Origin of the sequence: Winslowiella arboricola (genome assembly GCF_025527015.1) — a bacterium.
GTDB lineage: Bacteria > Pseudomonadota > Gammaproteobacteria > Enterobacterales > Enterobacteriaceae > Erwinia > Erwinia arboricola.
Map to the genome: position 1 here is coordinate 1,403,736 of NZ_JAODIM010000043.1, position 14,941 is coordinate 1,418,676.

At 53.0% G+C, this 14,941-nt stretch carries 10 protein-coding genes; all 10 read right to left on the bottom strand.

Translation table 11 applies throughout. The features are described 5' to 3' along the window. Nucleotides 1-61 precede the first annotated feature (61 nt). Nucleotides 62-2,710 (bottom strand): hypothetical protein, encoded by a 2,649-nt coding sequence (locus tag N5923_RS24175; RefSeq protein ID WP_267145277.1) that lies wholly within the window; start codon nt 2,708-2,710, stop codon nt 62-64. Nucleotides 2,711-3,175: 465 nt separating this feature from the next. Continuing rightward, nucleotides 3,176-3,859, bottom strand: a complete 684-nt coding sequence (locus tag N5923_RS24180; RefSeq protein WP_267142338.1) for a DUF1120 domain-containing protein — start codon at nt 3,857-3,859, stop codon at nt 3,176-3,178. Between the two features lie 15 nt (nt 3,860-3,874). Then, nucleotides 3,875-4,435 carry a DUF1120 domain-containing protein gene (locus tag N5923_RS24185; RefSeq protein WP_267142337.1) on the bottom strand — a complete coding sequence of 187 codons (561 nt, stop codon included), beginning with the start codon at nt 4,433-4,435 and terminating at the stop codon, nt 3,875-3,877. Next, complete coding sequence (locus N5923_RS24190) at nt 4,432-6,846, bottom strand: fimbria/pilus outer membrane usher protein (protein ID WP_267142336.1); 2,415 nt, start codon at nt 6,844-6,846, stop codon at nt 4,432-4,434. Before N5923_RS24190 ends, N5923_RS24185 begins: the two co-directional genes overlap by 4 nt. Before the next feature lie 37 nt (nt 6,847-6,883). Further along, nucleotides 6,884-7,600, bottom strand: a complete 717-nt coding sequence (locus N5923_RS24195) for a fimbria/pilus chaperone family protein (RefSeq protein WP_267142335.1) — start codon at nt 7,598-7,600, stop codon at nt 6,884-6,886. Nucleotides 7,601-7,738: 138 nt separating this feature from the next. Further along, the gene (locus N5923_RS24200; RefSeq protein WP_267142334.1) at nt 7,739-8,437 is read right to left on the bottom strand and encodes a DUF1120 domain-containing protein; all 699 of its coding nucleotides are present in this window, start codon (nt 8,435-8,437) and stop codon (nt 7,739-7,741) included. Nucleotides 8,438-8,804: 367 nt separating this feature from the next. Then, nucleotides 8,805-10,286, bottom strand: a complete 1,482-nt coding sequence (locus tag N5923_RS24205; protein ID WP_267142333.1) for a sugar porter family MFS transporter — start codon at nt 10,284-10,286, stop codon at nt 8,805-8,807. Nucleotides 10,287-10,660: 374 nt separating this feature from the next. Further along, nucleotides 10,661-12,187, bottom strand: a complete 1,527-nt coding sequence (locus N5923_RS24210; protein WP_267142332.1) for an efflux transporter outer membrane subunit — start codon at nt 12,185-12,187, stop codon at nt 10,661-10,663. 1 nt (nt 12,188) lies between these two features. Continuing rightward, entirely contained in the window at nt 12,189-13,757 is a 1,569-nt protein-coding gene (locus N5923_RS24215) for a DHA2 family efflux MFS transporter permease subunit (RefSeq protein WP_267142331.1), read from the bottom strand. After that, nucleotides 13,754-14,890, bottom strand: coding sequence for an HlyD family secretion protein (locus N5923_RS24220; protein WP_267142330.1), 1,137 nt, complete (start codon nt 14,888-14,890; stop codon nt 13,754-13,756). The genes N5923_RS24215 and N5923_RS24220 overlap by 4 nt, the downstream gene beginning before the upstream one ends. Between the last annotated feature and the right edge of the window lie 51 nt (nt 14,891-14,941).

The window sequence follows — 14,941 nt, forward strand, 5'->3', positions numbered from 1 at the left end:
TCCGGTAATAAGCAGGCAATACCGGACGCAAGGCAATAAAGATTAACATCTCGTTATCTGGTCACTCCCAGTTATCCATATCCGCAGCCGGAATATCATCCCACACCGCCAGCCGATGCCCATCAGTAGTGGTCACATAGCGGCCAGTAAGTCGCTGCACGCGCGCCAGCCGGCCATTTGCCAGTCCCGGGAACCAGACGCTGGGATCAATACGTATTCTCATGCTGACCGCTTTTAATCCTTGCGGGAAACTCCCTGTCAGCCACGGCGTTTCTCCATCTGCGGGCAACTGTGTTGAGGTGCCCCGATATTTTAACAAAGTGCTGTCTGGATCGGTGTATTCGCCAAAGTTTATGTCCGAATACAGTACCAGGCGGAATCCACGTGGCAGGGTAAAGTCATAACCGATCCACTCCCTCTCGGTTTCACCCACCTTATTACGCGTGGTTAAATCGACATAATCGCCGGGGCCATACCATTTCTGCCCCTGGTTTGTGCGGATACCGACAAAACAATCATTGCGTGCAAACTGCTGACCGCCGATGGCATAGCTCTGCTGCAAGCCCGGCAACAGAAGATTGAAATAGGCGCCACCATTACTGTAAGGATTGCGCGACTGATGGTAATTCATATGCGCGGCATAATGAAGATCGCCAATATTTCTGTCAACCAGCGTACTGATAAGATCAGCCCGATGCGCGGTTTGCCAGGTGGCGTTAAATTCTTTAACCGTATCATCATAAAGTTGCGCCAGCTGGCGCAGCTGCGTATTAGCGGTAATATACATCCGAACCCGTCCTTTAAGCATATCCATCGGATCTGCCATCCGGTCGAATTTATCATACCCGGTCAAATTATATTGCATGATGACGCCACCGAGACGCTTCTCTGAATAAAGATCGACAACATAATACTGATTGGGCAATCCTCTGACACGATCAACATTATCCCAGTCAATTCTGTTGACCTCCCACCAGGCCATATCGCTCATCTGCTGCGTAAAATGATACCAGCCATTAAAAAATCGCTCAAAATAACTCATAATGACACTATATCTGTCTCCGGCCTTATAAGTAATCATCGTCGCGTTAAGCACGCCAATATACATAGTGGCAAAAACAACAAACATTGGACTCACCTGGTACTGCACGCGAAATTCATCGGTAAAAAAATAAGCACTGAGTTCATTGAAATTATTTAATACGGATTCCCATTCTGAGGTTCTTCCCATATCCCATTTGGTTTTATCCGGCTCATTGCGGTTAGCATTTTCAACCACTTCCATGCGCAGTTCGTACGCCTGAATGACGGTTTGAAAACGCGTCTTTAGATTATTAATATGTTGTTGCGTCAATACTTCGGTTAAGCGCTTATCAATCTCAGCCCTGACATCCTCGATGGTGATGGGTTTGGGTTTGGGCCAAAAAAGGTCAAGAATTAAATGCAGAAAAGGGGCAATCGCGCCAAGCAACGAGGAACCCAGAATAGTTTTAGCAAAATCAGGCCCTAATTTCAGGTTAAGCAGTCGTTTTAACTGTTCTGCAATCTGAATGCGAACCAGTTCCTCTCCATTACCCGGGAAGATGCTATAGTCATTGATTGGTTGAGACTGCCTGAGATTTATTTCGCTGTATTGCACGCCGGGTAAATAGCGATCGCGCACCTGAGGCAAAATCAGGCCGTAAACCACTTTCATATCCACCACTGGCGTAGCAGATTCATTCTCAAGCGCCGCAGATGCGGGCTGCGGATGATTAAGATATTTCTCCAGATAAATACGTTGCTCTCGCCGCACAGCCCATGATTCCAGCGGGTGCTTGGGCAAGGAAATTTGCGTCAGAACCGCCTGTATTTTTTCAATCTCAAGGGCTTCGACAAAAGCATCAGCAATACGATCGCGCAACACATCTCGCGCCAGCAGCATATTGCCGGATAACTCATTAGTGAGTGGCACCCAGTAAGTTAATGATTCCTGATTTTGCCGATCGATAATATAAACCTGATCCAGATTCGCCCCGCTTTGATTCCAGCGGATTTGTATACGACGCTCATCAAACGCACTGTTCATTACAGCAGAAAGATAGGCCTCCGCATGGGAATAGTAATCATCCACCCGCTCATCACCTTCTTCCAGTGCGCCAAGCCGCATCCCCTCCTGCAATATTTCGGTTAACAGATAGAGATAACGCGGGAAATGCGGCAAGGTTTTATAACTGGCCTCACCCTCGGGGTGATGTAATACCATTTCGGCTTCACTTAATTGCTCAAGCGCATGGTTAACCGATGCCAGCGCCCTTCTCTGTCTCACGCCGCCTGCGCGCTGATCAGCCACGTTTCGGCGCAGTTGCAGAAACGCTTTCTCCAGCTTATCCAGTTGCCTGCTGGCCTGATGATGCGCTTTATTCTCGCCAGCGGACTCCCTGGATAAGCTGCCGTTAAGGAGTCGGTTGAGTTTTTCGGCCGCGCTATGCCAGGCTTTGCCAGACTGAAATAAACTGTTTCCGTCTCGTTGTTCCTGCATATCCAGCCAGTGACTAAAAAGATTGTTAAGGGATTCTTGCGATATTTCCGTATTAACTGAAAATTCACTGCCATCATCTGTCGGCTCTTCATCATTATTCTCATGACAACAACATTCTCCAGTGCGATGTTTTTTCAGAGAATAGTTTCCTGTAGAGCGAAAAGGCGAGTCATTACGTATTTTTTTCATAGCATGCTCCCGTCTGGATATCGGGTGGATAAACAATCAGATATTTATCTTTGTTCCATAATTATCACTTATTACCTATCTGTAGCAGAGTCATATAACAGCATCATTCTCTGCCGGATAAAACGAGATTTAAGCCTGGTTCGTTTTTTTATATTTTCAAGCCCGACACTTTATCCTCTGCAGCGATGTAAGCTGATAATTCCGTTAGTAATAATATGCGTAATACCGGACGTCCCGGAGATAATTATGACTTCCACCTTAAACACAGCATAAAAATACATACTTTTTACAAAAAATGCCTGCTGGCTCTAACTTTAAAAATCACTTGATATAAAGAGAAGCAGGAAGCAGCACGTTATTAACAGGTATTCATTACGTTAATACGCATGTTACTGGCAGTGGATATTGATGCGCAAAAAAGATATCGGTATGGCTTGTGCAAAGCCGGTATTCATCTCTTTCCGCTCACAGATAAGTCAGGGTTATGGTTGCCTTTCCCGCCAGCCAGGTAATATCACCCGACGCCAGCATTTGCCCCGGTGCGATAATGGCCATTACCCGTAGCGGCACCGTGGCGCGGCTAAAGGCCAGCGGCTGGTTGTGATGTGTCGGGGTAAACCACTGCCTGCCCGGCTGGGTAAACATATCTCCGCCGGTTCCCTGCCAGTGTTGCCCAGCTTTTTGCGCCGTTATCCAGGACCAGCTTACATGCTGGCCATCAACCTGGGCGTGGGCAAAGCGTGCCTCAACACGGTACGCCCCCAATGGCCTGCCAGTACGGCTTAATCCAAGCCCATACAGACTATCCGCCGCAACTATCCTCTGGCCGCTGTCACTGATTACCCCGCTGAATGACAGAGAATGATCGAGGGTGTCAGCCCTTTCATCAATGATGCTCCATGCGACCTGACGCGGTGATTCACACTGTATATGCAGATTGATATCACGGCTTCCCAGCAGGCTGGGGGCATCGCTGTTCAACCTTTCCAGCGCATACTGACCAAAATTCACCACACCGCTATTATCCAATAACAGCTGGCAAGCCGATGGCTGCACTTCCGCCGCGATCATCAGCCGGATTGTTGTATCGGCCACTACCGGCTGAACAATCATCAAAACACAGAACAAACCATTATAGTGTAATGACATGGCAACGATTCCGGGTCAGGGATGGAGGGAGATATAAAGCGGGGTGGCAGTTGAGGTTTTATCGCGAACCTGAAAATCCTGCTGGTGAAGTCGAGGCTGAATCGCCATCACCAGCGTAAAGCGGCGACCTGATGCCGGATTCTGGCCCTCATAAAACTGAATAATATCGCCGTTATGTACATTATTTATCTGCGAGCTGACCACTGCGTCTGTTCCACGTTGTGAATTGCGACGCTGTAGCTGTAATGCTTTACCCGCATGCTGCGCATCAATCAGGTTAATCCTTAGCGCGCCGTGCCGGGCAAACCGGAAGGTGGCATCCTGCGGCAGTTCCGCACGGAACTGCAGAATCACAGGCTGGGGAGTACTGCAATTCACACTCAGCGTCACCAACCTTTCGCTCAACAGGTAGCCATCGGCGGAAGTACCTGCGGATAGCGCCCGCACCACACCGTAATCCACGGATGCCGGGGCAGAGCTAAGATTGCATTGCGCATTAACATTACTGGTTGCCAGCAACAGGACAACCAGCATCCCTTCACCCCACGCTTTTATCCCTGGGTTGCAGCCGATCATCGACACTCTCCATCAATATCCTGATAAAGCACATCCAGCGCTGCGGGCGGGGGTAACGGATAAAACAACTGGCAAAGTGGGCTGCCATCATCATTGATCACCGACAGCGTGCCGCCGATTTCTGCCTGCTGTAAAAAAACCTGGCCGTTTTCCAGCGTGTTAGTGACGTACTGATTTTGTTGATCCATAACCGCATACCCCGCAGGCAAAGGTGCGCCGTCCGGCATACGGATATGCAGCAATACCCGTAATGACGAGGCAACCTTTAACTGCATAAAAGCGACTGCGCCACGCCCTGCCCGCACGACGCGGGTACCGTTGGTTAACTCAAGGTTCTGTGGCAGCGAGTTCACATTGACTTCAAGCTGTGATGATCCCCAGGGTTGTAAGCCAGCAATCAGCACTTTACCCCGAAAATCTGTCCATACCCCGCCTTGAGGCGTGGCAACTTTAACGCCCGCAATTGGCTCATCGAGTGCCAGCACGCCATAGGTATCCTGAATCGCGTAGGGGGCAAACAGTATCCCTTCTTTGTTTATCGCCATACTGCCGTTCAGCCCGAGACCGTAGCTGCTGGTCAGTCCGGCACGGCTGACAAAAGTATCCAGTTGCGTATAGTGCAGGTTGTTATGCAGAGAACCACTAAAACTGTTCTCTGCAGAGTGTAACGCCCGCCCCGCAGACAAGCTGTAAGTGATATCTTCATTGAATGCGCCGCCAATTTGCTGACTCCCCCAGCGGCGCTTTCCCTGATTACGCACGGTAGTGCTGAGACTTTGCCTGCCAAGCGGGGCGGTCAGCTGACAAAAGATCACATCCTCATTTACGCTGGCGCCGGTTTCGCCCATCATCACCGTACGCTGCCGCTGCCAGTAAGCGGATAACTTAAGCTGCTGGTTGCTCAGCCACTGTATCGACTTACTCCAGCTAAGATTAAATGCCGCCGGTTGCGGCTGACGGTCTAATGAGAGGTTAAGTGCCAGACTCCCGATCAGCGGATGTGCAACACTACCCCCCAGGCTGTAACGCCTGCTGCCTGTAGTGACTGATGGCTGCGCCGCCTCGGGCATCTCCCGATACCCGGCCCGGCTCTCCGCGATTGCGGCATTTAATTGCGTACGCTCACTGGGACTCACATTCGCCGCGACGCTAAGCCGCACGCCGCGGCGCCCATAGTATTGCTCGCTGGCGGCACTGCCCTGCAATGACAACGTCGTTTGTGGAAGCGGTGTGTAGCCGGTTGCCCATGCAGCAGACTGATAGCGCGAAGATATCAGTGCGCTGCTGTCCAGCGTTCTGCGTGGCGTGAGGCGCCAGCCCTGGCTGGCTGTCAGTAAAGCAGGTCGATGCCCGTCATCTGCCAGTTGATTACGCATCTGCCCGACGCTAAGCGACCAGCCCGCAGGCTGGCTAACGGGAGCATTCAACTCAGTTGCAGGAATGTCAAAAACGGACATCTCCCCATCCAGTCCGGTCAGCGTAACCCGCAGAGGCATCGTGCGGCTGACCACCGGCAGGTCGGCAAACACAAAAGGCCCGGCAGGCACGATAGTAGAGAATACCCGCTGCCCCGCCTGCTCAACCTCAACCCGGGTCTGTTCAAACTGCGCCACACCCCGAACGTCAACTCCGCTGCCCTCAACAGACAGCCCGCTGTCCGCATATAACTGCGCTCCCAGTAACGGTGGAACCGCCAGCAGAGAATGACGGGTATGAATTTCGCCAAGCTGCAATGTCCGGCGCAAAGAAATAATACTGTGCTGAAGATAGCTGTAGAGCACGTTATACGTCTGGCGCCCGCCATAGTCGGAAAAAATATGGCGGCTGCGTAATAGCCAGTCGTGCGTATTAACTCCCGTTTCAAGGGTTGCAATGGCTGTCGTATGCTCATTGCCCGAGTGGCGGCTGGCGGCAGTTTGTAGCTGATAGCTAACCGAAGCAGAAGTTCCGCCCCGCACCAGTCCACGCCGATCGAAGTTATCGCGCGGTGCCAGAGCAGAGTGTGGCACCACAATAGTGACCCGCTGTTGCTCGGGCAACAGTGTGACTCGCGTACCAGTATAATAATGGCGATAGTCCGCGCAGCGGTTATCCGTCTGTCCCGCCGCTGGTTGCAACCCGGCAATCTGTAAAAAAGCCTTATCGAAGCAGAGTTCGCTTTGCGGACTAAAGCGGGCATCCACGATGCCGAGATTTTCCCCATTCACCATTAGCTCTACCTGCTGGATCCCTGGCGTAAAACGCGCCTGGCGGGAAAAATAGTGGCTCAGCCCCTCATTCAGCCCGCGATTTTTCAGTCGCGTTTCATCAAACAATATCTCTGTAGTTGCCCGCGCGAGGTTACCGTAAAATGGCGCGCACACTATCCACAGCAGTACAAAAATCCCTTGAATATGGCGCAGGACAGCCATAAGCACGTTCACTATTCGCCACTTCACGTTGCACCTGTTAATCAAGCGCCGCGACGTATTCAGGCATCGCCACGCCGTAACGGCTGACGGGTGCAATTCGCACCTGCCGATCGGCAGCTGGCGATTTATTCATCTGCAACGTCAGGGTTTGTCCCGGCAGGATATAGCTTTTACCAAGATCGGCCTGCGCTCGGGAAGGCAGCGTCATCACCTGGCTCGCCAGCCGCACCACATAAGGGCTGGGGTTAGTGACCTGCAGGCGAGTGTGATCCCGTCGCCACTGCAGGCGCGTCCAGGCATCCTGAACCTCCGGCAGCGTCGCGGGATGAATCAGTACCGGCAGATCCTGGCGAATAGTGATACCCACTTTATGGCTGCCGGGCGTTTTCGGTGGAATGCCTTCAAAAGTGACGCGCATAAGATGTTGTTGCACCAGCGGCGCCGCTGTTTTCAGAATAAATCGTACCTGCTGGGTATGCCCCGCTTCCACCCGCACCACCGGTTGGGTTACCAGCAACGTTACGCCCTCCGCTTCATCCGGCAGATTCTGAATACGTGTGTAGAGTAATGCCGGATAATTATCCGTATTTTTTACATTCATCACACCGCCCTGCTCAGCAGCGTGAATTAATAACAACGAAGTTTCAGGTTGCATACCGGTCGCTAAAACCCGAGCGGAAAACAGCAGATAACTAAAAAATAAAACACTACGCAGACGAAACAAACCGCCTAAGAATAATTTTGTTATCAACATGATTTTTTAAATACTATCGCAACAGAAATAAAAAAACTGACGGCGCTAATTACTGCAATTATGCATCCTCACCGCCAGGCGGAAAAATCATTATCAGCAACGAAGATAATTTAACTCTCGCTAAATATGAGTGACAGTTCAGAGATAGACCAGACTCAATGTTGCGCGACCCGCCAGCTGAATATCATCAGCGACAGTGCTGCCATCCAGCTTCTGCAACAAAGCACTTATGCGCAGCGGGAACGTCGCCATTCTGAAAGCAGCAGGTTGTCGGGTAGTTTGATCAATAATGGTCTGCCAGCGTACCTCGTCCCGGCCATTAAACATCAACCCGTTGCTGAATACCCAGTCGCCTTCCTGACGTAAATGCCCCACGGCGGTATCGCCTGTAGCATCAGACTGAATGCCGGATGGAATCGAGGCGATGGTAAAAGCGCCCAGTTTGCTGGTTTGCGCGCTGTCCGCCCAGCCAAGGCCAAACATCCCTCTTTTATCAACTACTGGCGCCCCATTCTCCGTGGCATCCTCGACCCGCCCGACATACAGGGAGCTAAAATTTTCATCCTGAGCAGCCCAGGCTATATGGGTTGGCGCACCGCAGGAGATGGTCATGGTAAGATTTTTATTCCCCAGCTGACGATCTTCTGTCGGATCCGGGATAATATCATCGAACGTCACCAGCCCGGCATCGCTTAAGGTAATACCACAGGCACTGGGTATAATTCGGCCCTGAACTTGCAATGTCGCCGTTTGTTGCGCAGCGACAAATCCAGGTATCATCGCAACGACTATCGCCAGAATTGATTTTTTTAGCGCCCCATTACAATCCTTTGTCATGATAAATCACCTCAGAATAATTAATTGATATTCATCATAAGGATATCAGAAAATATCCTCACTATAATTACAGTATCAATAAACTGAGGCTATCAAAAGTAAAAGCGATCAAGGCAGTTAAAAACAGATAATTACGCCATTCCTAACTCCATATGCAGATCGCGACAATGGCAATCAGCTTCAGGTAACAACATAAAAATCAACAATAACAATCCCAGCGATATAAAACACCGAAACACTTTTAAAAAAATAAATGATATAAAACATTATTAAATAACTTAAAAGAAACATCTTAAATAAAGGTATTATAATGCAAAATAAATTGCACCTTATTTAATAAGGTGCAATTTATTATCAGAAACAACTATTACGCTTTCTGTTTAACCGGCGCCGCCATCGGCGTGGTTTCCACATCATCACTTAACCAGTCGTGCAGATAGTGTTCGATCTGCTCCAGACTGCGGTTGCGCGTTTCAGGAATACATTTCACCACAAATATTGCGCCAAATACGCCAACGACACCGAAGATAAAGAAAGTGCCCGCCAGTCCGACGCTGGCCAGCAGCAGCGGGAACGCCATTGAAATCGCAAAGTTAGCAATCCACATGGAAAACACCGCGCCGCCCATAAAGATGCCACGCATCCGGGTCGGGAAGATCTCCGACAGCAGCAACCAGGTGACCGGCGACAGTGCGCCCTGCTGGAAGCTGAGAAACATCAGCATGCCAAGCAGCACCATATAGCCGCGCAATACATCAGGCTGGCCGTTAACCGTTTCCGGCATCAGAAAACTGACCGCGCCAATAAAGAACAGACAGGCGGTACAGCCAAACTGGCCGATTTTCACCATGGTGCGGCGACCAATTTTGCCTAACAGCCAGATACCAACAAAGGTCATCAGCACTGAAATCACGCCGTTGGCGATGGTGGCGGTCAGCGCGGCATCGGTGCTCATCCCCACCGCCGTCAGCATGGTTGGCGCGTAGTACATAATGGTATTGACGCCGGTCAGCTGCTGGATCACCGCCACGCCAATACCAATCAGAAACAGTTTAAACAACCACGGAGTTTTCAGATCGCGCAGGCGGGGTTTACCGAGGTCGCGCTGCTCTTCCAGCGTCTCTTCGATCTCAGTCAGTTCCCACTCCACATCCTCTTTGGCGCGCGTACGCTCCAGCACCGCGCGCGCTTCCGCCAGACGCCCTTTCATCGCATACCAGCGCGGCGTATCCGGCATAAACATCATGCCAAACCACAGCAGCACCGCCGGTACGGTGGCAATCGCCAGCATCCAGCGCCAGGTCTGCTCGCCACCCCAGATTTCATGGAAACCGGCGTTGGAGATATAGGCCAGCATCTGGCCGGAAACAATCATTAGCTCCTGCAAGGTCACCAGCTGACCGCGCTTATTGGCAGGGGCAATCTCCGCAATATAGACCGGTACGGTCGCGGCGGCTCCGCCCACGGCAACACCCAATACCAGACGGAAGAAAATCATCCAGTTGACATCCGGCGCCAGTGCAGTGCCGAGCGCCCCGGTGGCAAAGATAATCGCCAGGATCACGATGATTTTTTTTCGTCCGGCAGCGGCCGCAAAATGGCCTGACGCCAGTGCGCCGAAAGCGGCGCCAAACAGTAAGGAACTGGTTACCAGCCCGGTGGTAAACGGGGTGAGATGCAGTTCATCGCCCATAAACAGCAGTGCGCCTGAAATAACGCCGGTATCATACCCGAACAGCAAACCGCCCAGCGTGGCGATGGCGGCGATAACCTTCACAAAAGGTTCGGTTCGCGCGCTGCTGTTCGGGCCAGACGCTCTGCTTTGCGAGAGATATTGTTCTTTTGCCATGGTGGCTCAGTCTCCGGTACCCGGTTAAAAGAAACCATCAATGCGATACAAAATGTTAAAAAATCGCCTGATGCGAGCCTTAATTTAGACTGATATTTTCATTTTTATTAACAATGAAAATTAAATTTTGTGGCAGCGGTCATACTCCACGGCTTACTTTGTGACAAGGCACACATTATTGGCTTTGCAGGGTTGTTTCATGAAGTAATTATTGCTCCGGGCAAATTACCAATAATTTCACTATTTGAAATTTAGGATTTTTTATTTCACTTTAAATGAAAGGCGGGTATATCAGAAAATGAGGATAGTGCTAATCGACAGCACGGGCGGCGAAAACGCCGCCCGTGCTGTCGATTAGCAGTCTTACTGGTGTTTCAAGGGGCCGGGCCAAATACCGGATATTGCGGCAGACTGACTTGCTGATATGGCTCCCAGCCGCCACCCAGCGCTTTATACAGCGCCACCAGGTCAAGACTGGTTTGTACCCGCGACTGCTCGGCCTGCTGTTTCGCCTGCGCCAGCTGACGTTGGGTATCCAGCACATCGATAAAGGTAGAGATGCCCTGACGATAGCTGTCATTAGCCAGATCAAACGCATTTTGCAGGGACGATACCGTTTCATCAAGATGACCGGATCGCTGCTGATCGGTGCGGTAACTCACCAGCGCATTTTCCACATCCTGCAACGCCGTCAGCACCGTCTGACGATAGCCGAGCGCCGCGCTGGCCTGCTGCGCGCGCGCCAGTTTAACGCCGGAGACTAAACGGCCACCCTGGAAAACAGGAATCGAAATCCCCGGACCGAAGCTGTAAAAGTTGCTGCTCCAGTTATCCAGATAGCCAGGATGCGTATTGCGCATACCAAACTCACCGGTCAGCGAGAAACTTGGGAACAGCTGCGCCACCGAGACGCCAATATTGGCGGTAGCAGCATGCAGCGAGGCTTCTGCCTGACGTACATCCGGACGCCGACGCGCCAGCGTTGACGGCACGCCAACCGGCACCAGTGCCGGCAGCAGCGGTAGCGCTTTGCGGGTATGCAGCTCAGCATCCAGCGCGCCCGGCGCTTTGCCAGTCAGTACCGACAGACCATTGATGGCCTGTTGCGCCTGCGCCTGATATTGCGGCAGCTGCGCCTGCAATGAACTCAGCTGAGCGCGGGCATTTTCCACATCCATTTGCGCCGCAAGGCCGTTACGCTGCTGGCTTTCAGTCAGTTCCAGCGTCTGCTGCGCCACATCGATCTGGGTTTGTAGCGTCTGGCTGATGGACTGTGCGCCGCGCAATTGCAGATACGCGCGCGCCACTTCGGCCTGCAATGAAACCAGCGCATCATTGCGGCTCTCAATCGACTCCTGCTGCTGCGCATTGGCCATCTCAACCTGACGCCGAACTTTACCCCATAAATCCAGCTCCCAGGAGGCGTCAAAGCTGCCCTGATAAAGGGTAACCGGCCTGGTGAGTCCATCCAGCGCGGAACGCAGCTGCGGATCGACCTCACCGGCACTGTCATACGCGCCGTTTGACTCCAGCTCCCCTTTCAGCCCCAGCTGCTGACGGGTGACGCCTGCTTTGGCATTGAGCGAAGGAAACCAGCCGCCGCGCGCCTGGCCCAGCTGCTCGCGCGCCCCGGCAATGCGCAGCACCGCCTGTTGTAGCGATAAATTGCCGGCGATGGCCCGTTCAATCAGGCTATCCAGTTGCGGATCCTTAAACGATTTCCACCACTGCGGCTGAATAGCGGCGGCCTGCGGCGCGGAACGTTCGCCCGCATTCATCGCCTGATAGCTGGCGTCAGCGTCACTTTTTGGCGCCTGCCAGTCGGGGCCAACCGAGCAGGCCGCAATAGCCGCACTCAGTGCCATCACTCCCCCTGCGCGCGCCAGCGAAAAAACGTTCATATCAGTGTGCTCCTGCACTGCCTTCGCTCTTAATCGGCGAAAGCAGCAAACAAAATGGAATCAAAATCAGCGCCACAATACCCAGTCCGATAAACACATCGACGTACGCGAGGATGCGCGCCTGCGCGATCATCTGCTGGTAGAGCTGGCCGGTGGCAAGGGTGACCGGATCACCCACCGCGCTGGTAAAATCGCGGATCGCCTGCGCCCAGCGCTCGACGGTGAGATTAAATTGCTCATTCAGCGGCGACATATTATGTACCATGCTGGCGCTGCGCACCTGGGCGCGATCGGTGATCGCCGCAGTGGAAAGCGAGATGCCAATCGAGCCAGCCACGTTACGAAACATGGTAAACAGCGCGGCGGCATCGGCATTTAGCCGTTGTGGTATCGAGACAAAAGCGATAGTGGTCAGCGGCACAAACAGGAAACCCAGCCCAAGGGACTGCGCGCTACGCATAATGCACAGGGTGGCGAAATCGACATCCGGCGTCAGCCGCGCCGAATAGAACATCGATACGCACAGGCAGGTAAAGCCAAAAGCGATAATCCAGCGAGTCTGCACGATCGGCATCAGTTTCAGCACCAGCGGAATGGTCATCACCACCAGCACCGCGCCGGGTGACAGCACCAGTCCCGACCAGGTGGCGGTATAGCCTAAATCCTGCTGCGCCAGCTGCGGCAGAACCACTGAACTGCCGTACAGAATCATCGCCATCCCCGCCATCAGCAGACAGGAGATAGCAAAGTTACGATCTTTCAGGCAATGGATATCTACCACGGGTTTCTTCGCATATATCAGCCAGTAAATCGCGCCGACCAGACCAATCGCAGTCAGCACGGCGAACAGCTGGATAAAGCCCGAGGAGAACCAGTCATCGTCTTCACCGCGATCGAGCATTACCTGCAGACAGCCGAGACCCAGCGTAATCAGACTGATGCCGATATAGTCGATACGCAGTTTGCCTTTCGCCCATTTGCGTTCCCACGGCGGATCTTCCAGCAGCTGGTAGATCGCCAGCACCGTCAGGATACCGACCGGAATATTGATAAAGAACACCCAGCGCCAGCTGTAGTTATCGGTGATCCAGCCGCCCAGCGTCGGGCCGACAATCGGCGCGACAATAATCGCAATCGACGACAGACCAAAGGCTTTACCGCGATCTTCCGCTTTAAAATAGTCCAGCAGCACCGACTGCTGCACCGGCTGCAAACCACCGCCAAAAAAGCCCTGCAATACGCGGAACAGAATGATTTGCCACAGCTCGGTCGCAATACCGCACAGGAAGGAGCAGAGGGTAAACATCACGATGCAGATCAGAAAGAACTGCTTGCGGCCAAACACCCGGCTGAGAAATGCCGAGATCGGCAGCACAATGCCGTTCGCCACCAGATAGGAGGTCAGCACCCAGGTCGATTCGCTGTAGCTGGAGGAGAGCGACCCGGCGACGTGCGGCAGCGCCACATTGACAATGGTGGTGTCGAGGATCTCCATAAATACCGCCAGGGTGACGGTAATGGCTACCAGCCAGGGATTACTGGCCGGTTTCCAGCTTTCGCTCTGACTCATTCCAGATGAACCTTCGGCTCAACAGACAGACCCAGCGGCAGCGGTCGGTTAGCATCCAGACCTTTGTCGATCACGATTTTCACCGGGACGCGCTGCACAATTTTCACAAAGTTGCCGGTGGCATTTTCCGCCGGGAAGGTGGAGAAGCGCGAGCCGGAGCCCATCTGCACGCTGTCGACATGCCCTTCCAGCTTTATATCCGGCCAGGCGTCAATCGAGATCTCTACCCGGTTACCCGGCCGCATCCGTTCCAGCTGTGACTCTTTAAAGTTGGCGTTGACCCAGACATCGCTGGAGACCAGCGAGAACAGCGCACTGCCCGCCTGCACCAGCGTACCCAGCTGCACATTACGTTTGGTGACAAAACCATCATAAGGTGCGCGCACATCACTCCACGAGAGATTCAGTTCAGCGGTCGCCAGCTGCGCCCGCGCCTGCTCAACCTGCTGCTGGCGTGCTTCTACATTGGTTTCCTGCTGACGCACCTGTAACTGCACCTGCGAGGCCACTTCCACCTGAGCTTTGGCGCTCTGCAACTGCGCCTGTGCGGCACGCAGCTGAGCACTGGCGCTATCAATATTACGTTGTGAGGTGGCACGCGGATCGACGCCGCGTAAACGACGATATTCCGCCTGGGCATTCAGCAGATTGGCTTCGGCTTTCGCCTGGTCGGCCAGCGCCTGATCGCGCTGCGCCGGATATTGTACCCGCGACAGCTCCAGCTGCGCCTGCGACTGGTGCAGTTGCGCGGTGGCCAGCCCTAACTGCGCTTTCGCCTGGTCGCGCTGCGCCGTACTGTCACGAGGATCAATCTGCGCCAGCAGGTCGCCTTTCTTCACTCGCTGGTTGTCATTGACCAGTAATTTGACCACGTAACCGGAGGCTTTGGGCGCGATAGTCACGGCGTTGCCTTCGGTAAAGGCGTCATCGGTGGTTTCGATATTGCGATTGGCCAGCCAGAACCACAGTGCGACAATCAGCATCACCACTACCACTATTGCCAGAATAATCAGTGGCTTTTTGCCTGGACGCTTACGCGCTGGCTCATTATCTTGCGTATCGGAGGGGGAATGCTGACTGTCATCCGGCTGACGCGCGTCATTTTCTGACGGATTGTTCTCTGAAGTTGTCATAGTTCTCACAGTTTACCGCAGGCTCAAGCCGAGCCCGTTAAGACCAACTGC